Raw genomic sequence first — 26,766 nt, forward strand, 5'->3', positions numbered from 1 at the left:
AAAAGCGAAGCCTAAATAGCTTCGCTTTTTTTGAGCTCAATCTAGTTGAGGCTAATAGAGCTGTTTTTAGAATAATTGTTAGTGTCTTTTACTGTCACTCTACTATATTTAGAGCATTTCTAACATGACTGTCTAACCTTCTTACTAGTCTCGAAAAACAAAGTTTTATCACTCTATAAGTAATACTCGATAGGTCGATCGCTGCGCTACCTGACATTACATTCATGTGACCTAAAATACCGCGGACGTGTTCTGTATACTCGTTTTTTAGTTTTGAAATGTATGCCATAGCTTTAGCTAGTTGATCCCAAGCAGTAAGGCCTACGGTTGCTATTTGTTGTATTATATGACCCAGACCTGAAATTCTTAGTAAGGTCAAAATTGAAGAGACTATTTTACTTACCCAACCATCAGTCATTCGAGCATTATATCTATTGTTGAAGTCAAGAAATACGTTGCGTTCTAGGTAAGTTTGAGATTTGGGTTGTAGTGCCGACCACTCATTACTTGTAGCGGTATTGACATAACCCGGAACAGATTTTTTTCCTAGTCCATGAGCGCAGAAGTAGATGCCAGAACTTCCATCTAGCCGATACTCAATACCACCGTGAGTAAATGGCCAAAGAGGAGACATCGGAACTGGATCTGCACCATGAGTGCAGCGATATGAAGAATCTAACTCCCTTCTTGCGTATGGTTTAAAGCCAACTTTTGGTGCGCCAAAAGTATATAGGTGTACGCTATAGCCGTACTGACTCTTCACCCAATCTGCCGCTAATGAAGCAAGAGCACCACCTAAACTATGACCTACACAGTGTACTGCCTTCGGTGCTTTCATGTTCTTTTTCGAATAACCAGCGATGTATGCTGCAAGTTGTGGCTTTATCGTATTGAAGAGATTTACAAAACCTGCATGTACCCTGTAACCGGATGAGGTACCTGATATCCCAATGTTTCCATCGGTCATAATGTCGCCGATGTTTGCTTGAGTGCCTCGGAAGGAAAATACTAAAGTATCGGCAAACTCGCCCTTACCTCGACCTATCGCTACAAAATCTGATGTCATTCCACCAAATCCCATAAAGCCACTTGTCGTTCCTTTTTTGACATCATTCCTTAGATCAAATGTAAAAAACTTTGCTATATAACCACTAACGTTACGAACATTAGTTGCGAATACAGAATAAGGGATTTCTGCGATTCTAGATGATAGCTTTGGTGAGAGTGATTGCATTCTTTAATTTCCATATAAGTCAGAGTCAATATATCCAAATAAATCACATTGACTATTTACGTAGTAGTCATCGTTTTCGTCATCATCAATTGAAAAAGCAAAGTACTTAAGAGGGTTTGCTGCATCACAGACTAGATTAGCCATATTGTTTTTTACGTAATCCTCTATTTCATAGCCATCGAACGAACCTTCCCAAATAATAACGCTTTCATCAATATCTAGTTCTGTGGTTAAAACAATAGTTACATAATGTTCAATAAGCGGGATCTTAACGCTCTCTTTGTTCTCATACACAGGAGAAAATTCAAACCGACCACTGCTGTCAGTAAATGTTGATAAGTCTATTGATTTTCCTGAAGCGCTTAAACCAATACTAAGGCTAACCTTTTGGTTATTAATCGGCTTCCCTTTTTTTGTTAGCACACCATTGATTTGTGGTGTGTATTGGTTAACTTTATCGCTATTCAATATACTCTCTCCAAAACTCATATTAATGCTCAACAATATGATTGTAATAAATCCAACTAAGTAATTTCTCACATCGACTTTTTTCATTTAAAAATCTATAAACATATATGTATTGTGTGTTTTTACAATATTTAATGTTAACTATGTGATTCGTACTGCATTATCCTTGTAACTTGTGAATTTGAAAATTACATTTTTAGATTTATGTTTATCTACTTGACCGCTTTTTATTAGCATTAATAAAGTTTAAATCTGGAACACTCAGTCTGCGCTAATCTTAGGTAGTTATATTGTATTGGATTTTTGAGGCTTTCATCAGGTAATGTGGAAGCAAAATAAACGAGAGCTATCGAATGGTAAAGAGCTCTATAAATACTAGGTTTAAGACAATGAAATCGTATTAAAAATAGTTAATTAGTCGCTTGGTCAAGAGGTGTTTTTATTAATTTACATCGTAATGCTAGATTGAATTGATAATTTATATTTCCACCAATTGTGATAACCAAGAACAAAAGAAAAGGCTTATTGAGTATCTTTTGATGGTTAGTGATAAACCCAAATTGTTCAACTTTAACCCATCATAATTCTATAACTTAGATTTAGCGCTCGTAGTTGTTGATACCCCAAAAGACTTAGAGCACTTTAAATCGAAGAGCATATAGTACACACTTTTTGTCCTGAGTGAGTTCTTCTGAACTTCCATGTGTTTTTGGTGGTGTATTTATGAGCGTATCGTCTGTTACTTAATACTCAACGAGTTTTTAAATCGGCGTACGTTCAGAGTTATGCTAGTGAAAAGTTCTCAGGTAGCATGAGTGCGTGAGAAAAGAAGACAATGTGGATAGTGGGTTGTTGATACAAAAAAGGCCACCCGAAGGTGGCCTTTTCCAAACGTTTGGTGGAGCTGGCGGGATTCGAGAGTTCGTCGCCTTTTCCTCTGTAAGTCTCTGATATACAAGGAAGGTACACCAGTGGTTTACTCGAAATGTAGCACACCTTGTAGAACACTGCTAGTTCGGTTCAGTTCCCTGTTGGGGAGTTGAATTGGAGGCGTTGTTGTTTTGGGTGGGTATTGCAGCTTGAGAGTCTCGCATTTTTCTAAATTTACGTGTGGGTATGAAGTTCATAAGGAATCGCTTCCAAGCCCCTATGCTTAGGTAGTCTTGTAAGGCTTGCGTAAATTTGATTATCTCCAAGTACTTCGTTTTGAGGTGCCTATTGTATTCTTGTCTAAGACCCACAATTTCCCATTCTTGCTGACCTACAGGTGCTTTTCGGATTTCAATGCTAAGGCTTTCTCGCAAATGTACAACGTTGATGAGTTGGGCATGATGGGCGTTTAAGGCTGAGATTTGCATCCGTAGTAGGAATAACTCAGAGCTTCGAAAGCTCGCAGGCAAGTGCAGAAGTTGAGTGGGGTAGTCAATAAGTGCAGCAATACCACTCAAAGTCATTTTTCCGTCTATGCCTCTTAACCTCAATAACTCGTTGTTGAGTACCCCTATATTAGCCCGACACCGCATGAGGTTGTCTTCAGTGAGACCTATTAATTGCTGACGCACAATACGGTTGTAGGATAGAGTTTTAAGCTTACCTCCAAACCAGCCAACAAGTAAGGAAAGCACAATACCTAGAACAGCACCAAGGACTGCTGCAAAAATTGTTAGATAGGTGTTTGATGCATCGAGCTGACTGGATAGGTTGGTGAGGTAATTGCTCACGAATTCATCAAGATTCATATATGCTCTCACGAGTGATTCATAAGGTTTACTATATGCATCTTGGCACTTTAATCAAAATGTGACGGAGTGATGTGTGATGGTCGAATAATTTTTGCAAAAAAATTTCTGGAGCCATTGTTTATATGTCTTGTCCTCAAATCCCCCCCTAACCCCTTTAGCGAAAGTAGTCATTCTTGCTAGTTAGACTCAGTGCCACGTTTTATTTTTCGGTGTGTGCCTTAGGTTATGCCCAAGTGCATACACTCTAAGGGGGTTATTTTTGTATGCTTTAGGTGTTGACTTGTCGATATGCATACAATAAGTTAAGCATACAGCAACCTAAAGCACTCGTTCGAGGTATGACAATGACAACTCAATCCAATGACAGTAACTCAATGGTCTTTGCTTATGTCCGTGTGTCGACTAAGGAACAGAACGTGGACAGCCAATTGAGTGACATCTCAAAGCTTTACCCTGATGCGGAGATTACGACAGAGAAAGTGTCGGGTACTGTGCCAGCTAAAGAGAGGGCAGGGCTATCGGTTCTTCTTGGTAAGCTACGTAAAGGAGATACTCTAGTAGTATGGTGGGTTGACCGTTTAGGGCGAGACTATCGAGACGCTGAATCGACTATACGTGAGCTTCTCGACAGGGGCGTGTGCATTAAGACTATCAACCAAGGTCTGACGTTCTCATACTCAAGCAAAGATGATGACATGCAGAACATGGTCACTGACATCCAGATTACCATGCTCACGGCTATGGCTGCGGCAGAGCGTAAGAATCGCTTAGCGTCGGCTGAGGCTGGAAGACAAGCGCTTAAAGCTAACCCTACGAAGTGGGCTGAGAAGTTCCAAGGACGCAAAGCTAATACCAAGCAGCATCAGCGTATCATTGAGTTGTTACTTGAGGGCAAGTCTATCCGTGGTGTCGCTCAGGAGCTTGGCTGTAATGCAAGTACCGTACAGAGAGTGAAGAAGAAGGCGGTTGAAGCTGGCACCGTGTTCTAAGTGTCGGCTGATTGAACAATAAGTGCTCACTTAGCAAGCTCTTGCGTGACCATATTCAAGTTATTGCACTCACTAGTGACTACACATAACACAACCAAGTTGAGTTTCGGTATCTTTAGCTCACCTTAAGCACAAAGGAGCATTGATATGAACGACGTCTTAACTATTAAAGCCTCTAATCATCTTGATACTCAAACGCTGCTTACAACGCAAGACTCGCAGCTGCACCAAGAGGTGTGGGGGCATGTTAAAGCGTTAGTAGAGCTTGGTGTCTTTGAGGACGCTACAAATGGCATTGAGAATGTCTTAGCGCCTTGCATGGCGGAGGTTAACGCCGAGCTTATCTAGGTCACTTGGGCGGGTGCAACGCCTGCCCTTGTCTGTTTAGTTGGGTCAAACCATCGATGCATCAACGCTCTCATCCCCTGCCTTTACGCTCTCTTTGAGTCTCAACGCAATGCCAATCGAATTACGACTGCCTATAGGGCGCAGCCCGATACGGTGAGTCTGACAGGATGTTAATAACCTGTAATTACGACTGCCTATAAGAACAAACCCAATGCGGACTGTAGCCGCCAAACCACAGCAAGAAGTCACATATCAGAGTCACGCACTGAGTGGGCTTCAAGGCCATCACCTCGTAACCTCTCGGCTTCATAGAGAGTGAGTCTTAATGCCTTGGGCAAGCAGAGAGACAAAGAGCAACACATGCACCAGACGCAAAGCTTAAGAGTTCTCTTAAGGGAAGCTTTAAGCTTGTAAGACGTGCTGGTGCAGGGCGTGGATACTTAAAGTCTGTCTTTAAGATGTGATTGTAGTTATTAACAATAACAATCACTTACTTAGAGCTTAACTTAAAGTAGTTCTTAGAGAGACTTTAAGCTCTGCGCCTTCCTATCAATCATCGTCCTTTCTATCCAACCCTAAGTAACTACTCAATGCCTTTCTTATATATGTTGCAGTCTCGCAGGATTGTTCTGTAATTGATTGTTTTTAAAGGACTTGATATGACGTATGTAAACAACTCAAAGCTGAAAGCTAAGCTTGCTTGTGCACTTGAGTACTCAGACCTTAGTCGTCGCCAGATGGCCGTCTTTGATAACGCCTGTCGTTTGTCTGGGGTAGGTCGAGGGCTGTCTAGAAGCCGAATCTTTCGATTGCTTCAGACGCTCGATACACTTACCTATGACAGTCTCGAAAGGCGTCTTAATGTCAGTCTCAAAGCACTAAGCCGCGAGTCGTATTCAAAGCGCACCATTGCGTTGTACTTATCTGTTTGCCGTAAGGTAGCGTCTCAGTTAGCACAAATGTATGGGATACCTCGTCATGAGACAACAATCCCTGAAAGTGAGTCTCAGTACAGGCTCAGTGTTAGCGACAAGCGAGTCTTTACTGTTGCTGAACGAATGCTACCGAAAGGGGCAAAGTATCTTATCGTGTCGATGTCGACGCTTGAAGAAGCTCTAAGGCTCAAGCCTCGTACTATTCGAGAGTCGCTAAAGCGGCTTGACCACCACGGCTATATCGTGTGTTTAGGTGGTGATGAAGGTGCGAACTACAGCATTACCTTTAAACGCTCGATACATGCCACATCAGCGCTATCACTCCAAGCAGCCTGATTAACCCTCAGATCTCCACAACCCACAATAGGCCACCACAAGGCCTACTTCACTTCAAACCCAACGCTTAACCGCAAAGCCATGCTGTAAGCTAGTCACTACGAGTCTTTCGTTGGTGTAGTTGGCTATGTGGGGCTTTCGGTGTGGCTTTACGATTAAGGGCTCAATATGAATACACAACTTCAAACGACACATCTATTACACAACGCTCAGCACCCACTAAGTATCTATTGCGATGGTTCAGCACCAGACAATCAGCACGGGTGTCTTCAAGGGGGTGTTGGTGTCGCTGTTTACGACGCTCTTGGACATTGCATTCAGGAGTACTCATCCTCCGTTCGCAGGGCTGGTGGTGTCACCAGTCAAAGGGCTGAGCTTCTGGCTCTCATCATTGCCTTACTTGTGGCAGGTGAGGGGGACAATGTCTTTAGTGACAGTAAGTACTGTGTGCGGGGCTTCAATGAATGGCTTGATAGCTGGAAGCGTAACGCTTGGCGCAACTCAAGCAAGAAGCCTGTCGCTAATCAGGACTTATGGATGCTGATAGATGAGCTTAAAGCTATTCGTCCACGTGTTAGCGTCGAGCACGTAGCTGGTCACTCTGGCATCAAAGGTAATGAGCATTCAGACCGCTTAGCAAGGCAAGCAGCCGAAGGTAAAATGTAAAATGAAAGGTAACACTTGGTTAGACGTCAGGTGTTACCTTTTAATTTGTACTAGTTAGGTAGTACGTAGGGTTCTATGTCGAAGTCGAATGTTATGTAGTCCAAGACAGGCGCAAGAGCGGATGCGACATAAGCTTTACCGTAACGTCCGAACGTTTCACTTCCGTCACCGTGCCCCACATAAGCTGCTGCGTGACTGTAGGACACGCCTGATTGCTTCAAGGCGTTGATGAAAGTATGTCTGAAAGAGTGGTAAGCTTTCTTCTCGTCCTTGGCGTTAGGCAGAACGCTGTCACGCAAGCGACCAAACCATTTGGACGGAGCTTGCCCATAACCATCACGACCTTTCTTCAGTTCGGGGAAGACGCGCTCATGATTAAGGCTCTGTACGTACTTAATGAAGCCTAGTTCAATCAGTTTTGGATGTAGTGGTATAGTGCGCACTGAGCTGAAGTTCTTAGTGTTTTGGTCTTCTTGAGTGTTGGTGATAGTTATTGTCCACAAGTTGTTTTCATCATCTCGACGAACATCACGCACATGCAATTGACATAACTCATTGAGGCGAGCTCCTGTGTAGAGTCCTAGAACAGGTAGCCAGTAGTAGTGAGGATGCTTGCGCTCGCCACCATGAAAGTACGGATGCTGAAATAGGGTCTCTAAGTCAGACTTGGAGAACTCGCAACGCTCATCAGATGCCTTTTTCTTGGTCTTAACTTTGAGTCCTTTAAAGACATTCTTCGTCGCATACTCGTTTAGCACGCACCAGTCTAAGAAGGAGCCGACGTCTGTCATTGTGTCATTTGCGGTGCTCACTGCCATAGGCTTCGGTTTGAGCGCAATAACATCGTCAACGGACAAGCCCTTGAAGCTCGAAACTTTGTTGAGGTTCGCTGGAAGCTGTAATAGCTTCTCTTTAAACGTCAAAGCATCTGGACGTTTGAGTGACTCAATAGGACGGTCACCCAAGATGTATAACATCAAACGCATACGAGCTTTGTAGCGCTCAAGAGTCTTAGGACGTATATCGTCTTTCGAGCGGTCTGTGATGTAAAGCTCTGCGCATTCTGATAGTAGTAAGCCTTGATGTTCGCTCTCCGTAGGAGCTTGCGTTCCCCTTAGCTCATGAAGGTAGGTATCAGACGCATTAGGTAACTCAAGACGCTCTGCCATCACATCCGTGAGCTGAGTAGTTAATGAGGATAGTCCTTGTATCGACTTTCTACAGCTCTCGATGACAAGTTGTCTTTGAGTTTCAAATGGTTGCTCTACAAAGTACTCGTAGTGCTCTGACTCCATCGCACCCTCAATGATACGCCATGAGCGCGAAAGCTTGGCGTCATACTCACTCAATCTATTTTCGGCAAGGTCGCACATTAGTTCGCATAAATCATCTCTCATTGCCTCAATACCCGTAAAGACGCTCTCACGCTCCTTTAGTGGCGCAGTAAAGACTTGGGCGTGTAGTAAGCTCTGAGTTCCTACTAGGTTGCCAGACGTCGCTTGAGTGATTTCTTTGTGTTGAGCTTGGCTAGCTTTGACGTCAACGAGCACCTCAAGTGGGTTACTTGCGTAGCCTTTAGGTTTGCTTGTCGTTGTTGCGAGAGTCTCATGCTGCGCAAATAGGACGTCATGCTCTACAGATAGCTGACGCGCTCTAACACGAGCCTCTGCGACAGACTTGGTGCGCAGTGAGATTTTGATGGACTTTTTGTTGCCAAAGAATGGCTGAGAGTGGGTTGGGATACGGCGTTGATAGTACCAGTTACCGTTTGCCCGTTGTGTCATGTGCAAAGTGTCATCTCCGTCCATATGTAGAACAGGATGTACCTCAATTTCTCTTTTCATAGGCATATATAAAAAGAAAGCCCCTGAAAAATCAGAGGCTTACATGATGTTTGGTGGGCTGGCGTCATCTGAATTTACTGATTAAGTTTTTGAATTAAATGTTATTTTGTTGGTTTGATTATATTTCTTGGTACTTTTCTTGGTACTAAAGTTTTCCGCAACCCGTTGAAATCGGTAACGCTATTATTTTTGATAGTTGTGATTTTTGTCTGGGTTAAAACGTTTTCTAGCATGCTAATCCAGAGCAGTTTATAAATCCCAGAATATGTCCACCAGCATTGATTCCTCTATTGCACCCTCGTAACATCTACTCCTATATAAATCAGGTTGAATAAAAATAATTTTCCGTTTCACAGATATGTGTTTTATATAGGTAATCAAGTATGTCTCAGAAATTAACTCTCCAACAGTTAGAATCCTTTCTTCTGGAGGCCGCTAATATACTTCGTGATTCTCTTGCTCCTTCTGAGCTCAAAGACTACATCTTTGGCATTATGTTTTTAAAGCGAATTTCTGACGTTTTCGAAGAAGAACAAGAGAAAGTTATCCAATCATGCTTATACAAAGGTAAAACTCCAGAACAAGCAAAAGCCTTAGCGGATGACAAACACCAGTACAGCAATGCTTTTTACATTCCCAAATCTGCTCGCTGGCCTTCACTAAAAAATATAAAGCACGATATTGGTGAAAGCCTTAACAAAGCTATCGCTACAATTGAAGAGCATAACTCGGTACTAGAAGGCGTTTGGGTCACAACTGATTTCAAGATTAAGACTAAATTCACTGATGCTAAGTTACGTAGTTTACTTTCTCACTTTGATCAGCACCGCTTAGGTAATGAAGATTTGGAGTATCCTGAGCTATTAGGTGAAGTATATGAACAGCTAATCAAAACGTTTGCTGATAAGGCTGGTACTAAAGGTGGTGAGTTTTATACACCAAGTGAGGTGTCACAATTGCTGGTGGCATTATTAAAGCCACGAGCGGGAATGAGTATATATGATCCAACCGCTGGCTCGGGAAGTATGCTACTTCAAGCTCGTAAGTATCTTGCTATAAACGGTGAAAATGTCTCAAGCCTGTCTCTATTTGGGCAAGAATTGAGCCCAAGTACGTGGGCGGTTTGTAAGATGAATATGTTCTTGCATGAGGTGCAGAGTGCCGACATACGTATGGGTGATTCTCTCCGAGAGCCGAAGCATATCCATGACGATAAGATGATGAGCTTTGATCGTGTTATTGCTAATCCACCTTTCTCATTGAGAGACTGGGGAAAAGACGAATGTGATAAAGATATCTTTGAGCGTTTTCCATACGGTACGCCCCCGAAAAATGCAGGTGATTTAGCTTTTGTTCAGCACATGATTGCTAGTGCCAACAATGATGGCATAGTTGGGGTGGTTATCCCTCATGGAATATTGTTTCGCGGAGCAAGTGAAAGAAGAATCCGCCAAGGAATGTTAGCAGACGACTTAGTTGAAGCAGTCATTGGTTTACCATCGGGTTTGCTATATGGAACCACAATATCAATGTGCTTGCTGATATTGAACAAGAAGAAAGAAAAATCTAGAAAAAACAAAGTGATTTTTATTGATGCTTCTCATCATTTTGAATCGACGCCCTCGATGAATAAGATTAGGCAAGAAGATATTCTTCGGGTCGTTGATGCGTTTGATAAGTTCGAATCAATTGGAACTTTTAGTAAGGTTGTTGATGTTGGTGAGTTGGTTGCCAATGACGCTAGTTTAAAAATAAAGCGGTACATTGACGACTCTCCCATCGTTCGGGAAATGGAAGAGTTACTAAAACACCACGAGGGCTTTGAGCGCATATCTCTTGGAAATGACAAATTAGTTAGGTCGGTAAAGGTGGTTAAAAAAGTAGATGAGGAGATAGTCCCTAACTCAATTTACCTGACACGATATCGCCCCCACAAAGAACCGATAAAAATAGACTTGACTGAGCTAGACACAAACAATGTCAATTTTATTAGAGTTGAGTTTTGTAAAGAAAAACTAATAAATGAATACGCAAAATTGTTTTTTGAATCCAACTTAGGCCGATTGATGCTACGAAGTATCCCTACGGGGGCAAGTATACAAATGCTTCAGGCTAAGTCCATTCAATCTCTAAGTATCCCGCTCCCTTCAACCACAGAGCAAACAGAAGTTATAAAAGTCGCTTCAAAGCTACAATTAGCCAAGCAACAAATAGATACTTTCTTTTCTAAATTAACCACAGAGCCTAAGCAGTATCAGGAGATTGAAGACAAAACGGATTCGATGGTTTATACACTTTCACGAATGACAGACGCCAAGCATGTGCAGCATCTTATTTCGTTTGGTGAAACTCGGCAGATGGAGTTCAAACAGTCATTCTTTGCTAATGCAGATGTCATTTATTCTGATAACGGAAAGCTTGCCAAAGATAGGGATGTTCAGGGCGAAGTAATTAAAGATATCGCCTCTTTTATGAATACCGAAGGTGGTACCCTGTTGATTGGGGTCAATGATAAGGGAAAGGTCATCGGAATAGATCGAGAGATGAAAAGGTGTGGTTGGAAGAAAGTAGATAATTATTTTCAAGAGCTAGGTGCGCAGCTAGAGTCGCGCTTGGTAAGAGATTATCATCAATACTGTAGATTAACGGAGATCAATATTGACGAAAAAACAGTCGCTCGCATCGATTGTACAGCCTCCCCATCTCCAGTTTTCTTAGATAATGAGAAATTTCATGTGAGGACAGACACTTCCTCTCCCGCACTAACAGGCCAAGAAATGTTAAGATACATACAGAATCACTTTAAAGTAGCACTATTAAATGAACGATAAACTCACTCTCCAGCAGCTTGAATCTTTCCTTTGGGAAACTGCTGATATCCTTCGTGGTAACATGGATGCCTCTGAATTTAAAGATTATATCTTCGGCATGATGTTCTTAAAACGCATGTCGGATGCATTTGAAGAAGCGCGAGAAGGCGTGGTTCAGTATTACCTCAGTAAAGGTAAAACTCAGGCTCAGGCTGAAGAATTGGCCGATGATGAAGATGAGTATGACAAGACTTTCTTTGTTCCGAAAAGTGCTCGTTGGTCTGAGTTGAAAGATCTAAAACATAACATCGGTGAAAGCCTCAACAAAGCGACAGAAGCGATTGAAGAACATAACCCATCCCTAGAAGGTGTGTTGGTGACCATCGACTTTAATATTAAAAACAAGCTTTCTGATGCCAAGCTGCGCGACTTGCTTTCGCACTTCAGTAAGCATCGTTTGCGTAATGAAGACTTTGAACGCTCTGATATGTTGGGTACGGCTTACGAATACCTAATCAAAATGTTTGCGGACAGTGCAGGCAAAAAAGGCGGAGAGTTCTATACCCCAAGTGAAGTGGTACAACTGCTGGTGGCACTGCTGAAACCTCATGCTGGTATGCGTATTTACGATCCAACAACGGGCTCTGGCGGTATGTTGGTTCAGACTCGCAACTACCTAAAAGAGCACGGTGAAAACCCTGCCAATCTATCGCTATTCGGGCAAGAGATGAACCTGAATACGTGGGCAATCTGTAAGATGAACATGTTCTTACATGGCGTACAAAGTGCAGATATCCGCAAAGGCGACACTCTGCGCGAGCCTAAGCATACCGAAGGTGGTGAGCTATTAAGTTTTGATCGCGTTATTGCCAACCCGCCTTTCTCACTAAAGAAATGGGGTAAAGACGAGTGTGATAACGATGGTTTTGGACGCTTCCCTTATGGTACGCCGCCAAAAGATGCGGGTGATTTAGCCTTTGTTCAGCACATGATTGCGAGTACCAACAATGAAGGTATGGTCGGTGTGGTTATGCCTCATGGTGTGCTATTCCGTGGTTCAAGTGAAAAAGCGATTCGCCAAGGTATTTTGGAAGACGATTTGCTAGAGGCGGTGATTGGTCTGCCATCTGGCTTGTTCTACGGCACGGGCATTCCTGCTTGCCTGCTTATCATCAACAAGAATAAAGCGGCAGAACGCAGAGGCAAAGTGCTGTTCATCAACTCTGAACTTGAGTTTGAAGAGGGCAAAAACCAGAATAAACTGCGCCCACAAGACATTACAAAGATTGTTGAAACCTTCGATAACTATGTGGATGTGAAACGCTACGCGAAAGTGGTGAACTACTCAGAAATTGCAGAGAATGACTTTAACCTTAATATTCGCCGTTATGCCGATACCTCACCACCAGCAGAAATCTTTGATGTACGTGCGATTCTTCACGGTGGCATTCCTGCTCGTGAAGTACATAACGAATACATTGAAGAGGAAACCCTAACAGGGTTCGATATTTCTTTAGTGTTCGATAAAACCAACGATGATTACTACGCCTTTAAACCAAGCATCGAAAGCAAAGAGCAGATTCGCGAAGTTGCAGGTGATGTAGAGGCCAAGGTTATCACACAGCTAGAAAGATGGTGGGATAAATACCACGTATCGCTGCATGAGTTAGACCAGCAAGTACTAGAAGCTGAGCAGGTGATGCACAGTTACTTGAAGGAACTAGGTTATGAATAATGTGGTGCCTGAAGGATGGAGAGCATATAACTTAGGTGAGCTGGCATCAAAGATTGAAGGTGGAGGTACACCTTCTCGTACCGAACCTAAATTTTGGAATGGAGCTCTTCCTTGGGCGACAGTTAAAGACTTAAAAGGGATACGGCTTCAATCAACGCTTGAATCTATTTCTTTGAATGGTCTAAAACAAAGTGCCAGTAAGCTAGTTCCTGCTAACACAATGATTTTGGCTAGTCGGATGGCTGTTGGTAAGGCTGTTGTGTTTGATAGGGAAGTGGCGATAAATCAGGATTTAAAGGCTTTTTACCCAAAACCAATACTAGAAAGTGAATATTTATTGCAGTGGTATTTGTCGAAAGCTGAAGTTATCGCACACATGGGGACTGGATCTACGGTTAAAGGGATTAAGTTAGATGATATTAATTCACTGCCAATTGACCTCCCTCCACTCCCAGAGCAAAAGAAAATCGCTGCTATCCTCACTTCTGTAGATGATGTGATTGAAAAAACACAGGCGCAAATCGACAAGCTCAAAGACCTAAAAACAGGCATGATGCAAGAGCTTCTTACCCGTGGCGTTGGTGTAGATGGTAAGCCACATACCGAGTTTAAAGACTCTCCTGTGGGTAGAATTCCGAAAGGGTGGGAGGTACGTCGTTTAGACTCTTTGGCTACAGTCGTGGACTCAATGCATAAAACTCCTAGATTTACTGAGTCAGGGAAGCCAATGGTTCGAGTTACAGAGATTAGGCAGTCGGAAGTGCTAAACATTTCTGGTGCAATGAATGTCGATAAAGATACTTTTGACACATTTTCTAAAAATTATCGTCCTCGTTTTGGAGATACATTAATTGCTCGTGTTGGGGCTTACTTTGGTGCGACATCCTATATCGGTGACACAAAAGAGTTTTGTCTTGGACAAAACACAGCATCAATTCGTCCAGTACATATTGATTCTAATTATTTGTTTATCTATCTGAATTCGCAAATAATTAGGCAGCAGATGGACGATGCTGTTGCTGTAGGCGCGCAGCCAAGTTTAAGTTTAAAAGCTATAAAAGAACTGAGTATTGCTTTACCAAGTACTGATGAGCAGGAACTAATTGCTAAGTCTATTTGTAGTGTGAGAAATAAAGTAGATGCACTCGTAAACAAATTGAATCAACAGAAGCACTTGAAAAAAGCCCTTATGCAAGATCTCCTTACAGGCAAGGTTCGCGTTAAGGTAGAGAGCTAATGCTAAAAGCAATTCTTCACGGCAAAGCAGGGCGTATCGAACATGACGGGCAAACCTCGGTTCGTTGGGCTAGCTTGTTCAAAGCTCGTGAAGATTTGCTTACCTCAATAGTGTTTGAGCGTTTCGCTTATTTGTCTGACTCTCTTCAGTTCCAACTACTTGAGTTCTGCTTTAAGGGTAAAGTTACGGCTTTAGCTGAGCTCTTTGGGACATTCATTACCATTGATTACTGGCCTAGGTACACCTTTGAAGAAAAAGGGCATACCAGGCAAGTTGAACCCGACTTAATCATCCGTTTTGAAAAAGCCAATCTAATCGTGGAAGTAAAACCTCCTGCTGGTGGTGATCAGTATTTTACTCAATGGCGGCGAGAAGTCGGTTCTTTCCTTCAGTCAGAAGAGGGCGAAAGTCTCCCGCTTTATTTTCTTGCCATTGGTCGCGTTGATGATACTTCCGTACTTAACTGGGAAAGTGAGTTACTCAATGAATTTGATAACTTGATTTGTGTCGGCGCTATTAAATGGCAGCCTATAGCGGATTGCTTAGTTGAAAAGTTGTCGGATAGCCGTTTATCCAAAACAGATAAACGGGTTTTAAATGACATGCTCAAAGCTCTCGCTCTGTATGGCTTGAATGTCAGTAACTTCAAATGGGACAAGCTACGTAAGCACTCCTTCCCTGTTTTGTCCCTTAGTCACCCATTGCTTAGTGCTGTTGATATTAATCAAGGTGCTATTTTGGATGTTTCGCATCAATCAGTTCAAAGTCTTATTAACCATGACTTCAAACCCGTCACCTTAGACGCTCTGTTGGCTTGGCCTAGGTATAACAATGAATAATGAAAACAAAGACGATCTATTCCTACAAATTCGAACCGCTCACCGCTTATTGGCGGCGTATTATCAACGCCTCCTTCCGACTATAGAGCAGATAAGCAAAGAGTTAGAGCTAGATTTCTATGTGTGGACTCCTAAAGAGTTTGCTCGTCCTTCCAAGTTGACGACCAATCCCTTTGAGAATTGGCAATGGGACATGTTACCTGCACTTTCAACTTACTATGTGTTTAAGAACGTAGAAGATGTTCACAAACTGCGAATAGGTGAGTTCCTAGTGGAGTTTATGGTTGATTCAGATACTGGCGTAGACTCGGATGCTGCAAATGGAGGGCAGCCAGATGGCTTATCACTACCCATCGGTGTAGAAGAGGCGCAGAGCTTGCTAAAAGTCAGTATTTACACTCCATTTAAGAACGAAAATGCAAATTGGTACTACGAAGTTTGGAATTGTTGTCAGCATCCTAAATTTAATGATTCGCCATTACCTCAAATAGACCCTGACCGTTACCCGATTATTAGTTGCGGGTTCGAACTACCGATGTCTTATTTACTTGAAGAAGATGCAGTTAGAAAGATCGCAAGTAAAACGAGAGAGTTTATTGATTCGGCTTTAACTGCTGCTTCGGAACAACATAAGAAGGTGGTTGGCGATGGGCAGCAATAATAACGAATTCGATAAAGTAGAAGCGCCTGCAATTGCTCAGTTAGTTAAGCTTGGCTGGACCTACGTACAAGGCAAATCCCTTTCCCCTGAACACGTAAATCAAGAACGTACTTATCTACGTGATGTCATACTGGTGAAGCGCTTAGAGGCAGCTATCAAACGCATTAATCCTTGGATAAGTGAAGAGAACCTGCGAAAGGTATCTAGGGAAGTTACGCACCCCAATTTTGCTGCTTTGATGGAGTACAACCATGCTTTCTACCAAACCATGGTTAACTACCTATCGGTAGAGCAAGACCTCGGTAAAGGGCGTAAAGGGCAAACCGTTAAACTTATCGACTTCGATACGCCGTCCAACAATGAGTTCTTAGTGACTAACCAGTTTAAAGTCGAAGGGGCGCAAAACATTATCCCTGACATAATCTGTTTTGTTAACGGCATTCCTCTTGCAGTCATTGAGTGTAAATCGCCGTACATCTCTGATCCTATGAGTCACGGAATTGACCAGCTTCGTCGTTACGCCAACCTACGTGAACAAGAAAATGAAGAAGGTGCGGAAAAGCTATTTTGGTATAACCAATTGATGGTTTCTACCTGTCGCGACCAAGCGAAAGTCGGCACTATTAGCTCTAGCAGTCAGCACTATGGGGATTGGAAAGATGCCTACCCATACAGTGATGAAGAGCTAGCTCAGCAATCACTACACGATAATGTAGTGACGTTTCGTTCTGCCGTGGACGTTCAGCTTCCTGACGATGTTGTGAATGACAACTCCGAGGCAGAAAGCCAAGTTGAGTTCTTACAAGCTGCCGAAGAAAAAGCCACTTACGAAGTCCTGACTCGTGTAACAGCGCAGCAGCGATTACTTGCAGGCATGTTTAGCTTGGATAACTTCTTAGATATTTTGCAAAACTTCATCATCTATGAAACTGACGATGGCAAAATCATTAAGAAAGTTGCGCGTTATCAGCAGTATCGCGCTGTTAATAAGGTCATCCAACGCTTAAAAACAGGTAAAGACCGAAGAGAAAAATCTGGCGTGGTGTGGCATACGCAGGGTAGTGGTAAATCTCTAACCATGGTCATGCTAGCAGTCAAGATGCGCCGTGATCCTGAACTACAGCAATACAAGTTGGTATTCATTACCGATAGAACTCAGCTCGATGAGCAGCTCTCTAATACTTTCCGTGATGCGCAAGGTGAAACCGTTTATAACGCTGGCTCAGTGAATGAGCTTAAAGAGCTACTAAAAAAAGACAGCTCAGATCTGGTTACTGCGATGGTTCAGAAGTTCTCTGATTTAGAGAAAGAACAAGAGAAACAACCGAAAGCTGCAGAAGGGTTTAAAGATCTAAACCCTAGCGAAAAAATCATTGTACTGGCTGATGAAGCACACCGTACTCAGTTTGGTGGTCTTGCGATGACTATCAATGCTGCACTGCCTAATGCGCCCAAGGTTGGCTTTACGGGGACACCACTGCTTAAAACCCAGAAAATGGGGCAAGCATTTGGTGGCTATATTGACGAGTACAAAATCAACCAAGCAGTAGAAGACGGGGCGACAGTACGCCTGCTGTATGAAGGTCGAGAGGTTAAGTCTGAAGTTGCTGGAGAATCTCTTGATAAGTTGTTTGAAGAATACTTTGGTGAATACACAGAAGAAGAACAGCGCGAAATTAAGAAAAAGTACGGTGTAGAACGCGCCGTGCGTGAAGCGCCTGCACGCATCCGTTGGGTCTGCCTTGATTTGCTTAAGCACTATAAAGAGCACATTCGTCCTGATGGCTTTAAAGCAATGATTGTTGTTGGTAGCCGCCATGCCGCTGCAGTTTTCAAAAAGACACTTGATGAGCTTGGGGCCCTGCCTTCTGAAGTGATCATTTCTGGTGACCACAACGATAAGCAATACATCGCTAAGTACACCGACAAAGCACATCAAAAAAAGGTGATTGCGAACTTTAAAAAGCCTTTTGGCTTGGATAAAGCTGGCACTGAAGAAAAGGACAAGAAGTTTGATAACACGGCGTTTCTTATCGTTAAGGATATGCTGTTAACTGGCTTTGATGCACCGATTGCACAGGTCATGTATATCGACAGAAAACTGCAAGATCATACATTAATGCAAGCAATTGCTCGTGTGAATCGCACGTATAAAGGTAAAACTTGTGGCTACATCGTCGACTATTATGGTCTTGCAACGCACCTAACCGAAGCGCTTGATTTGTTTAGTAGTGAAGATGTCGAAGGGACGTATCAAAGCCTCAAAGACGAGATTCCAAAGCTTAAAGCGAAACATACCCGTGCAATGTCATTCTTTAAGCATATTGATAGCGATGATATTGATGATTATGTTCTCGCGCTTAAAGATGAAGCTACTCGTGCTCAATTTGATGTAGCGTTCAAACTTTTTGCCAAACAGCTCAACGTAATATTGCCTGATGCGAGTGCTGCTCCTTTTATCCCAGATATGAAGTTGCTAGGAAAAGTACACAATGCATCGCGAACCATGTATCGAGACGCTGGTTTAGATATGCGTGAGATTGGTGAAAAAGTACGACAGTTAGTTGATGAGCATATTTTGAGTACAGGGGTCGATCCTAAAATCCCTCCAGTGGACTTATTGGCAGCCAACTTCAAAGATACGATTAAGCCAAGTAAATCAGATGAATCTAAAGCCTCTGAGATAGAGAGCGCTATCAAGCATCATATAACGATTAATCTTGATGATGACCCTGAGTACTACCGTTCTTTGAGCCTTAGACTGAGGGATATTATTGAGAAAACGTCTGGTCAATGGGCTCTGCAGCTTGAGTTACTGATTGCCATGACTGATGACATTGGCTCAGCCCACCAGCAAGCGGCTCAAGATGTTGGGCTAAACGAAACTGAGTTCGCTTTTTACAATATCTTAATTGCCGAGGTGACTAACGCTAATGATGGCGATGTGATTGATGAAAACATCCATGAAGCTATTAAAGACACCACGCAAACTCTGGTAGCCATGTTAAATGAAGCCACGGAAATAATTGATTTCTTTGCTAAGCAAGATGAAGTTAAGCGGATGAAGAAAGAGATAAAACGCGCTGTGCTTGATCAGCCGTTTGGTGACAAAGCACTGGTACGTGCTCTTCAAGAACGCTTTATGGAGCTCGCTCAGCACAAGTTCGGCAATAAATGATTGAGCGAAACATGACGAAAAATCATCAACCAGAGCTTATTCATACAGCCAGTTACAGTGTGCTGGTGGAGCGTACTTCAAGAAAGAAAACGGCATCACTTAAAGTTGATGAAGGGGAGGTGACTATCATTGTCCCCAAGCTATTAGAGCAAGAAAAAATAGATGAAATTCTTGCAGATAAGCACAGTTGGATACTTGATAAATTAGCTCATTATCAAGCTCATAGCCCATCCTTAGCGCGAGAATATGTTTCAGGTGAGGCGTTTCCTTACTTAGGGCGTAATTATCGCTTAAAAGTGCTTATGGGCGATTTAACGCCTACTAAGTTGCTTAATGGGCGCATCACTGTAACCGTGCCAGACCCATCCACTCAGGCGCATTACATTCGCCGTGCTTTGGTTAACTGGTATAAGCGCCATGCCAATAAGAAGGTTCGTGAAAAGGTTTTGCGCTATGCGAACATTGTTGGTGTCGAAACAGGTGTGATTCGGGTTAGAGACTTTAAAAGTCGGTGGGGTAGTTGTACCCCTTACGGAGATTTAGAGTTCAACTGGGTGATTGTTATGGCACCAAACCGAGTAGTGGATTACGTGGTGGTACATGAACTCTGTCATCTAATCCACCACGATCATTCACCTCAGTTCTGGAAAGAGGTCGAGCGAGTTATGCCCGATTACAAAGAACACAAAGAGTGGTTAAGAGTAAACGGGCATGGATTGAGTGTTTAGTTTATTTACTTTTGGATGGGCTCGAAAGAGTAGTCATCCCAGCATGTCTTGAGCTCGATGCCGTTCAAAATTGTTAAAGGCTCTCTAGGGAATTGAGATTGGTACGCATCTGAGATGATGTGTTGGTATGAACTAAGCCCCAGAGCAAAGTCTATAGCAGTAACAATGTAATCTAACCCATTAATTTCATTATTAAATGGGAAGTCGGCTAAGTTAATGGCTTCATTGACCTCCTCTAATATCAGACCTGGATTTGAGATGTTATCTTTGTTGACATGCGTCAGTTCAAATCCCAAGTCTTTGACAACGAAGTCAACTACGAGACCATTGCATAAAAGAGCTTCAGCCTCTTTCATAGATATACTGCACTTTTTCGTAACAGCAGTAAGCTTGAGGGAATATTGTATTTCTAGCAGTGTTGCTTTTACTTCTTTTGATAATTCTTCACAAAACAAAGTTATATCCTCTTGATTTTAAGTGGTAATTAGTGCACGCGCGGAGTTTGTTCATTCGTCATCTAAGTCAAAGAACTCTGCGAGTAGAATGTTTCTTTCAAGGTTGTCAGTCATATCGAGTGAGCTTCTTGGGCATGCTAGGAACATAAAGCAATATGTATCGGAGCGATCCGGTGACTTTATGTTGTGCTTTTCTCGCATTTCCTTTTTTGAAGTAATAACCCATTGTCCGGCTTCATTGATGAATACAGGAAGTCGGCTCATCTGATCTTTGGTCATTTCACTAGGGTCAATTTTTATTCGCCCAGTTTTGACAGCATTACGCATCATTATATGGCTATAAGCGCGCTTATTGATGAAACGGCTTTTGGCATCGCTATTAAAAACAGGTTTACCCCATCGAACCTCTTGGGCGTCGATGCCTAATTCTCTTACAGTCTTTACCGTGGAAAAACCAACACCATCGCCATCGATCAGAACGGTGATATTTTGGTTTTGATATGGCTCTATGACTTTCTGGATCTCGTAGGCAAAATCAATAGGGTCAATATCCGGACTCATTTCGAGAATTTGATGCGACTCCACCAGCCTATGTTCTGGCGAGTCTAAAGATACTTTACAAATATTGATTACAGACTTGTCTCGACCATTGCCAACATCACAGGAGGCGACCCATCCCCATTCTTTTCCCCGTAGGTCAATTTGAGCTCTGGCAGAACGTTCACAATCAGTTCTGCTCAAAAGGTATCCTTCCATGCTGTTAGGGAAACGGCCAAGTACTTTTATCTGGTACTCTGCCGCATCTTCTCCTCCATAGGAGAGTAGCTTCTCTCCTATGAACTCGGGTGTAACCAAAGGGGACTCTTCTGAACTAAGAGTTATGGCGCTCCAGATACCATCAGGATTGCTAGATGTCTTTGCCAGACGGTGGTGTGTATCGTAGAAAAAGCCGGAACTGCGAGTTGGCTGACTTAGCAAACACATATTGTTGTGTGCTTCGGTCAAGGCTGAACTCAGTACCTGTAAAGCTTTATCAGGAAGTCCACTGGCTTCATCTACGACTACTAGGTAGGTGTGGCAGTGCTCGCCAGCAAGAGCTTCCTCTTGACCTAAACGAGCTGATTTAGCTATACAACTCCACACACCTTTGTAACCAACCGCAAAAAATTCACGTTCATTGAGTTCGAAATAGGAAGCTAGCCACGGAATCGAATTACATATAGTTCTGAAATTGACTTTGATGTATTTCCAAATGACATTTCTAACTTGCGCGGCATTATTCGCCACGACTACGACACGGCTTTCTGGATAGAGAATGATGAATGCCAATATCATAATGCTTGTCATATCACTTTTACCTGTGCCGTGACCGCTCGAAACCGATACCCTAGATCCTTTAACCTGCACTGCCTCAATAATTTTCCGTTGCTGCCATGTTGGCTTTTTCTTGGCAATAACTGCCGCAAAGCCTACCCAGTCATGTTGGAACTGTTTTATTAACTCAAGGTAGCGTGGATCGGACAGTGCTGTTCTAATCTTTGCCATGTTTATTCTGCTTGGTTTGAGTCGTTAGTATTCGATGAGCTGAAGAAGTGGTCTGAAATCCGTTTCTTCTCTTGCTGGATAGCTTCTTCTCTTTCATTGCGACGCTGTTCTTCAGATGCAGTTTCTTTCCAATACTCCATTAGCTGTTGTTGAATTTCTTCTCGACTGTATTGAGCATCATCTATATCGGATGGATCACTCTTAATCTCTACTTCAAGTTTTTTCATGACATAGAGTGGAGGTTGCCCTAAGTCGTTAATTTCAAATTGGTAGGCAATGTCGGTTGCGGAGCAATCGCCAGTATGAAAACGCTTTAACCAACGATTTTTTAGCCTTCTTTTTTTGGGGTCAAAATCAGTGTCTAAGACTATTGGTGACTCAAGTGCTTTCTGTATCTGAGGTACCAGCTTAGAGGCTCGATCTGCACATGATAAGGCAACACTCAGAGCTGTCGATGATTCTCCTTGCTGGTGGAGCTCTTGGATTAGTTGCTCTCCCATCACCGCTAGATTTGAAAGTTGACCTTTGAGTATGCCAACTTCAAAGCCGAGATCGTTGTCTATTACAGCGGCGAGTAATTCGGGTGAGAGCTGTTTTGAATATCCACCGTGAATCAATGCCGCATTATTGTTTTTTTTGAAGCGAGAGCGCTTAGTCGTTGGGTCTAGCTCATAGTCCTTTCCTTTAACCGCTCGCGACTTGATCATTATTTCTTTTTTCATGTTCGTAACCGCGTTACTGGTGTTGGGGGAGGGTTGTCCCCCGAACACGCTTGACTTAAAGGTTGTTTAAAAGAGAGATGGCTGACCGTATATACTTCATAGCAAGTTTATAATTGTTACTTTGAATACAAGTCTCACGTTTTTGCTCTTTGATTTGCTCTCTTCTGATCGCTTTTCTAAACGTGCTTGCAGGAATCCCTCGGCTCTTGGCAAAAGCAGCCATAGATAGATCAGGATACTTAACTGAGGCTAATTGGAATTCGGCAGATAATAGTTTCCAGTTGTATTTATTACGCATGTAGTTTGTCTCCCACTTGACCATGCTTTTTCATGTAGAACTCAGCTGGACATGAGTAGTAATTTCCGTCTTGAGCTAGGAATGTTTCATTCGAAGTCACCGTACTACTGAGTTTTTGACGCTTACTCGGATTATCCTGCAGTACTGTGGTGTTAAGCTTGTATAGGTTGCTTGTAGGTCCAGAGGATGAATATCGACGCTTCTTCGTAATTAGTTTTAGTTCTTCAAGTTTTTTGATAGCTCGCTTAATTGCTGATTCACTGAATCCAGTAATTTTTGCTAGTGTTTTAATCGAAGGAAAACATTGTAATTTCCCATCGGCAAAAGTGCTTAAGTGCACAAGAGTCGTTTTTTCTATACCGGAAAGGCCGAGTGCTAAAGCGTCAGTCATCAAGTATCTATTCGTGGCTGTAAATTGAGTCATCTGGTATAATCCCCTTCACTGTACTGCATTGAGTTTGACGGCTTCGTATGCAGTGTTCTGACAGGGTCATAGTGACATTGTTGTTGTCACTATGACCTATTCTTATGGTCTAGTGTGTATTAAGCTGGTATCCAGCTGGCCCACTAACAAACCAATTAATAAACTAGAAAACAGTGCTTATGCTGTTTCTCTGCTTTGAACAAATTCCATGAGCTCGCTCAGTAACCAGCCAACGCTGGTTCCATTGGGAGCTAGTTTCCTTCTTTTAGGGAACTCACCTTTCTTTTCCATCTCCCAGCAAGTTGTGCGTGATATTCCTGTAATAGCTAAGCGTTCTGATTCGCGAATTATTCGTTCTGAATTCATGTATCCCCCTTGGATATGTGTGCTGTTTTGTTCGGGGGTATTCTGTGATGTCTTGGGAAGAGAAAAAATAGACGCTATATACAGCGTCATATTTTTATTTTTTAACTACTTGAATTTTATTGATATTTTTTCTTTGTGGTCGTTGTTGAGATATGGCGCGTAGTCTAGTTTGAAGGTTGCTTTAAATTTCTTAGTGAGAGAGGAAGGCCTTCCTTTTTTCGTAGCCTCAGGGGGGATGATTAGGTTTTTCTTGAGGAACGATGCGAGTTTCTCTTTAGAAATTGTTGGCTTACTATTTTCTTCAAATAGTTCAATAATCATCTCGCAGAGTTGACCGACTTGTATGCTGCTATTTTCAGGCTTGCTGTAGAAATGTTGTGTTATGTCTGCAGCTGTAAGCTTTTGATAGCCATTGGCTGTCCATTGGTTTTTTTTGGCTGTTTTAGATTTTGTATAGGTAGATTTTTCAGCGTCCGCCACATAAGGCTCATCTATAACCCATTGGTTATGGGACCCTTTGAGTTCTCCTAGTTTATAAACAGAGCAGAGAAGCTTATCCAATGCCAAAAGTTGTGCTTCTTCAAGAGGAGCAGAGAAGTCAGCTAATTCACTTGAAATAATATTCACAAAATTGATTTGGCTTTCAGTTACGAATGCTCTTTTATCTGACACTGGTGAGTCTTTTTCATATTCTCGAAGTTCTTTAAGTAGAGATGGTAGTCTTTCTATAAGGGTCTCAAGTTCAGTTAGAAAGTTGAATTCATCGCCATTCATTGTTCTAGGGAGAAGCAGATGAGCCCTTCCTTTAAAACCATTCGTCTTATTTTGGGTCATATCCTAATCACCTATAACTCTGAGGTTTCGAGTAGAGAGAGTATTATTGGAAAGGCCTCTAGCTGCGGCTTCAATATATTCACTCCACCAGCACATTACTGGGCGACGCTGTTCTAAGTAGTCGGTGCGGTTGTAAGCTCGGCGTACTTCATTTCCATCCACGTGGGAAAGCGCGGCTTCTATTACGTCAGGGTTGAAGCCTTGCTCGTTAAGAGCGGTACTAGCAATCGCTCTTAACCCGTGTGAAACTAATTTTCCGTGATACCCCATACGCTTAATGGCGGCATTCGCTGTTTGAGAATTTGTTGGCCTTTTGGGGTCTCTATCTGCTGGGAATATAAACACTCGATGCGCACTGATAGGTTTCATTAGATCAAGAAGCTCAAGCATTTGAGGGGTTAAAGGAATAGAGTGCTCACGACGATTCTTCATACGTTCTGCTGGGACTACCCATACTTCCTTCTCCCAATCTATCTCAGACCACTGGGCGGCAGATGACTCATTGGGTCTTGTCATAGTATGCAATTGCCATTCAATGAGGCACCGCGTTGTAAGTTTGATACTTGCTCTAGATAGAGCCGTCATAAATTGAGGTAGCTCTTCTGGAGTGATCGTTGGCATATTTTTCTTTTTAGGGGCGTGGAAAGCAGAGTGAATCTTGCTTAGAGGGTTTGAATTTATAATCCCTGTATTTACGGCAAAATCCATAACTTCATTAATGCGCTGGCAAAGGCGCTTGACAGTTTCTAGAGAGCCTTTTGCTGCAATTGGTTTGAGAGTGTTGATGGTTTCAATTGCCGTAAGTTTGCTGATAGGTAATTTCCCTAGCTTGGGGAATATATGTAGCTCAAATGAACGCCAGATATCCGTAGCATAGTTTTCAGAAACGGTAGATTTTTTTACGGTCATCCAAGATGCTGAGATTTTTTCGAAGGTATGCTCAAGCTCTGCAAGTTTCCCTTGTGTCTGTTGTTGCTTGTGTTCTCTAGGGTCAACTTGCTTTGCGAGAAGAGTTAGAGCCTCAAGCCTTAACTTACGAGCATCGGCAATACTAATTTCTGGAAAACTACCAAACGAAATATTAGTGCGTTTTTTGGTAAAGGGTTTCTGGTATTTGAAAAGCCAAACTTTGCTACCTGATGGTCGGATACTCAACATCAAGCCTTGTCCATCACTCAGTGTGTATTCTTTTTCTTTTGGTTTAGCTTTGTTAACTTCGGTGAAAGTGAGAGGTTTTACGTTTCTAGCCATCTTAATGCTCCTTGAGGGGTACTAAATCACACTTAGTACCAAGATTTTTAGTACTAAACTCACCTTGGTACATCGCTTGGTACCAAGTTTTCCGAATCTAGTAAAACAATCTCGAACATTATAGATACAAAAAGCCCCGCTAGGCTAGGAGCTTAGCGGGGCTTTCAAACGTTCTAGAACGTCTTCGTATACGAATTTGGTGGAGCTGGCGGGAGTTGAACCCGCGTCCGAAAACCGTTCATCATTGGTACTACATGCTTAGTCGGTCTTTAATTTCGCCACCCACCTGCGAACCGACACGCTAATGAATGACTAGCCTGAATTAAAATTCGCCGTTCATCTCTCAGGCGGGAGAATCCGGGCTAGCGCGTTTGGGTTTGATCCCTCGTTATTCCCCGTCTTACGTGCGGAAGCTAGGGCGAGAGAGCTCTGAGCAGGTTATTAAGCTGCTAGTGCGTAGTTTTCGTCGTTTGCGACTATTTTTTTGCGGTTTGTTAACGAGGCCTACCGCACCTCGGCATGCACCTCAGACTTCTGAATTCCCGTCGAATCCTAAATCAGCCCCAGGTAATATTCGCATAGTAACAGAAAAGCATTGGCTGTCCAGTAATATGCGTTTAAGTGGTCAAGATTAACGCAGTGTACTCTTCATTACGCGTGCTTTCTCTCTTGCCCAGTCTTTTTCTTTTAAATCCGTACGTTTATCGTGCAGCTTTTTACCTTTTGCTACGCCAATTTTTAGTTTCACCCAAGAGCGAGACCAGTACAGAGAGAGCGCCGTTAATGTCATACCTTCACGGTTCACACGTCCGAATAGGTTGTCTAGTTCACGACGACTCATTAGTAGTTTACGCACACGTGTGGGGTTCGCCACAACGTGTGTCGATGCCTGATTTAAAGGAGTGATTGTCATGCCACTCACAAAGGCTTCACCGTCACGCATAAATACGTAACTTTCAGAAATATTGGCTTTACCTTGGCGAAGGGCTTTCACTTCCCAACCTTGGAGCTCCAAGCCAGCTTCGATTTCATCATCGATGAAATACTCGTGGCGAGCTTTTTTATTCAGCGCGATAGTATTGCTACCCGCTTTTTGTTTCGTTTTTTTCTTTGCCATAATA

The 26,766-nt window shown here is 42.7% G+C and carries 24 protein-coding genes and 1 other RNA gene; 11 read left to right on the forward strand and 14 right to left on the reverse strand.

Annotated features, from left to right (window positions below; translation table 11 throughout):
* Nucleotides 1-94: 94 nt before the first annotated feature.
* The 3 genes from J8Z23_RS03155 to J8Z23_RS03165 all read right to left on the reverse strand — a co-directional run bounded on the left by J8Z23_RS03155 (nucleotide 95) and on the right by J8Z23_RS03165 (nucleotide 3,441).
* Nucleotides 95-1,234, reverse strand: coding sequence for a lipase family protein (locus J8Z23_RS03155; protein WP_005391480.1), 1,140 nt, complete (start codon nucleotides 1,232-1,234; stop codon nucleotides 95-97).
* Nucleotides 1,235-1,237: 3 nt separating this feature from the next.
* A complete protein-coding gene (locus tag J8Z23_RS03160) occupies nucleotides 1,238-1,789 on the reverse strand; it encodes a DUF6795 domain-containing protein (RefSeq protein ID WP_301660059.1) in 552 nt (183 codons plus the stop codon).
* Nucleotides 1,790-2,712: 923 nt separating this feature from the next.
* Entirely contained in the window at nucleotides 2,713-3,441 is a 729-nt protein-coding gene (locus J8Z23_RS03165) for a hypothetical protein (protein ID WP_024700126.1), read from the reverse strand.
* A 347-nt stretch (nucleotides 3,442-3,788) separates the two neighbouring features.
* Between J8Z23_RS03165 and J8Z23_RS03170 the strand changes: the two genes are divergently transcribed.
* The 4 genes from J8Z23_RS03170 to J8Z23_RS03185 all read left to right on the forward strand — a co-directional run bounded on the left by J8Z23_RS03170 (nucleotide 3,789) and on the right by J8Z23_RS03185 (nucleotide 6,718).
* A complete protein-coding gene (locus J8Z23_RS03170) occupies nucleotides 3,789-4,433 on the forward strand; it encodes a recombinase family protein (protein ID WP_023586008.1) in 645 nt (214 codons plus the stop codon).
* 147 nt (nucleotides 4,434-4,580) lie between these two features.
* Nucleotides 4,581-4,781, forward strand: a complete 201-nt coding sequence (locus J8Z23_RS03175) for a hypothetical protein (protein WP_434634916.1) — start codon at nucleotides 4,581-4,583, stop codon at nucleotides 4,779-4,781.
* 659 nt (nucleotides 4,782-5,440) lie between these two features.
* Nucleotides 5,441-6,052 (forward strand): hypothetical protein, encoded by a 612-nt coding sequence (locus J8Z23_RS03180; protein ID WP_024700124.1) that lies wholly within the window; start codon nucleotides 5,441-5,443, stop codon nucleotides 6,050-6,052.
* 168 nt (nucleotides 6,053-6,220) lie between these two features.
* The gene (locus J8Z23_RS03185; RefSeq protein WP_023586006.1) at nucleotides 6,221-6,718 is read left to right on the forward strand and encodes an RNase H family protein; all 498 of its coding nucleotides are present in this window, start codon (nucleotides 6,221-6,223) and stop codon (nucleotides 6,716-6,718) included.
* Nucleotides 6,719-6,768: 50 nt separating this feature from the next.
* On the opposite strand, the gene J8Z23_RS03190 is transcribed toward J8Z23_RS03185, so the two are convergent.
* The gene (locus J8Z23_RS03190; protein WP_227994263.1) at nucleotides 6,769-8,502 is read right to left on the reverse strand and encodes a site-specific integrase; all 1,734 of its coding nucleotides are present in this window, start codon (nucleotides 8,500-8,502) and stop codon (nucleotides 6,769-6,771) included.
* A gap of 443 nt (nucleotides 8,503-8,945) precedes the next feature.
* Here J8Z23_RS03190 and J8Z23_RS03195 point away from each other — a divergent pair, with 443 nt between their 5' ends.
* Genes J8Z23_RS03195 through J8Z23_RS03225 form a run of 7 tightly spaced genes read left to right on the forward strand, consistent with a single transcriptional unit; the run spans nucleotide 8,946 to nucleotide 19,750 of the window.
* A complete protein-coding gene (locus tag J8Z23_RS03195) occupies nucleotides 8,946-11,393 on the forward strand; it encodes an N-6 DNA methylase (protein WP_434634921.1) in 2,448 nt (815 codons plus the stop codon).
* On the forward strand, nucleotides 11,383-13,107 hold the full coding sequence (locus tag J8Z23_RS03200; RefSeq protein ID WP_434634923.1) for a type I restriction-modification system subunit M: 1,725 nt from the start codon (nucleotides 11,383-11,385) through the stop codon (nucleotides 13,105-13,107). Before J8Z23_RS03195 ends, J8Z23_RS03200 begins: the two co-directional genes overlap by 11 nt.
* Entirely contained in the window at nucleotides 13,100-14,344 is a 1,245-nt protein-coding gene (locus tag J8Z23_RS03205) for a restriction endonuclease subunit S (RefSeq protein WP_434634926.1), read from the forward strand. The genes J8Z23_RS03200 and J8Z23_RS03205 overlap by 8 nt, the downstream gene beginning before the upstream one ends.
* The gene (locus J8Z23_RS03210; protein ID WP_434634929.1) at nucleotides 14,344-15,183 is read left to right on the forward strand and encodes a hypothetical protein; all 840 of its coding nucleotides are present in this window, start codon (nucleotides 14,344-14,346) and stop codon (nucleotides 15,181-15,183) included. The genes J8Z23_RS03205 and J8Z23_RS03210 overlap by 1 nt, the downstream gene beginning before the upstream one ends.
* The gene (locus J8Z23_RS03215) at nucleotides 15,176-15,844 is read left to right on the forward strand and encodes a hypothetical protein (protein ID WP_434634931.1); all 669 of its coding nucleotides are present in this window, start codon (nucleotides 15,176-15,178) and stop codon (nucleotides 15,842-15,844) included. The genes J8Z23_RS03210 and J8Z23_RS03215 overlap by 8 nt, the downstream gene beginning before the upstream one ends.
* Nucleotides 15,831-19,022 (forward strand): type I restriction endonuclease subunit R, encoded by a 3,192-nt coding sequence (locus tag J8Z23_RS03220; protein WP_434634934.1) that lies wholly within the window; start codon nucleotides 15,831-15,833, stop codon nucleotides 19,020-19,022. Before J8Z23_RS03215 ends, J8Z23_RS03220 begins: the two co-directional genes overlap by 14 nt.
* 11 nt (nucleotides 19,023-19,033) lie before the next feature.
* Nucleotides 19,034-19,750, forward strand: coding sequence for a M48 family metallopeptidase (locus J8Z23_RS03225; protein WP_434634937.1), 717 nt, complete (start codon nucleotides 19,034-19,036; stop codon nucleotides 19,748-19,750).
* 5 nt (nucleotides 19,751-19,755) lie between these two features.
* On the opposite strand, the gene J8Z23_RS03230 is transcribed toward J8Z23_RS03225, so the two are convergent.
* From J8Z23_RS03230 to smpB, 10 genes are all read right to left on the reverse strand, one after another.
* The gene (locus J8Z23_RS03230) at nucleotides 19,756-20,205 is read right to left on the reverse strand and encodes a hypothetical protein (RefSeq protein ID WP_434634939.1); all 450 of its coding nucleotides are present in this window, start codon (nucleotides 20,203-20,205) and stop codon (nucleotides 19,756-19,758) included.
* A gap of 51 nt (nucleotides 20,206-20,256) precedes the next feature.
* Nucleotides 20,257-21,750 (reverse strand): terminase, encoded by a 1,494-nt coding sequence (locus tag J8Z23_RS03235; protein ID WP_434634942.1) that lies wholly within the window; start codon nucleotides 21,748-21,750, stop codon nucleotides 20,257-20,259.
* 2 nt (nucleotides 21,751-21,752) lie between these two features.
* A complete protein-coding gene (locus tag J8Z23_RS03240; RefSeq protein WP_434634945.1) occupies nucleotides 21,753-22,472 on the reverse strand; it encodes a hypothetical protein in 720 nt (239 codons plus the stop codon).
* Between the two features lie 55 nt (nucleotides 22,473-22,527).
* Nucleotides 22,528-22,770: a hypothetical protein gene (locus J8Z23_RS03245; protein ID WP_434634947.1), complete on the reverse strand. Its 243-nt coding sequence runs from the start codon at nucleotides 22,768-22,770 to the stop codon at nucleotides 22,528-22,530.
* Nucleotides 22,763-23,194 carry a helix-turn-helix domain-containing protein gene (locus J8Z23_RS03250; RefSeq protein WP_434634950.1) on the reverse strand — a complete coding sequence of 144 codons (432 nt, stop codon included), beginning with the start codon at nucleotides 23,192-23,194 and terminating at the stop codon, nucleotides 22,763-22,765. The genes J8Z23_RS03245 and J8Z23_RS03250 overlap by 8 nt, the downstream gene beginning before the upstream one ends.
* Nucleotides 23,195-23,371: 177 nt before the next feature.
* Entirely contained in the window at nucleotides 23,372-23,560 is a 189-nt protein-coding gene (locus J8Z23_RS03255) for a helix-turn-helix transcriptional regulator (RefSeq protein WP_434634953.1), read from the reverse strand.
* Between the two features lie 105 nt (nucleotides 23,561-23,665).
* The gene (locus tag J8Z23_RS03260) at nucleotides 23,666-24,394 is read right to left on the reverse strand and encodes a hypothetical protein (RefSeq protein WP_434634956.1); all 729 of its coding nucleotides are present in this window, start codon (nucleotides 24,392-24,394) and stop codon (nucleotides 23,666-23,668) included.
* Nucleotides 24,395-24,397: 3 nt separating this feature from the next.
* Nucleotides 24,398-25,645: an integrase domain-containing protein gene (locus tag J8Z23_RS03265; protein ID WP_434634959.1), complete on the reverse strand. Its 1,248-nt coding sequence runs from the start codon at nucleotides 25,643-25,645 to the stop codon at nucleotides 24,398-24,400.
* A gap of 197 nt (nucleotides 25,646-25,842) precedes the next feature.
* Nucleotides 25,843-26,210, reverse strand: a transfer-messenger RNA (tmRNA) gene (gene ssrA, locus J8Z23_RS03270).
* A 66-nt stretch (nucleotides 26,211-26,276) separates the two neighbouring features.
* On the reverse strand, nucleotides 26,277-26,762 hold the full coding sequence (gene smpB / locus J8Z23_RS03275; RefSeq protein WP_005391476.1) for an SsrA-binding protein SmpB: 486 nt from the start codon (nucleotides 26,760-26,762) through the stop codon (nucleotides 26,277-26,279).
* Nucleotides 26,763-26,766 lie beyond the last annotated feature (4 nt).

This window comes from Vibrio sp. SCSIO 43086 (assembly GCF_051132235.1).
Lineage (GTDB): Bacteria > Pseudomonadota > Gammaproteobacteria > Enterobacterales > Vibrionaceae > Vibrio > Vibrio diabolicus.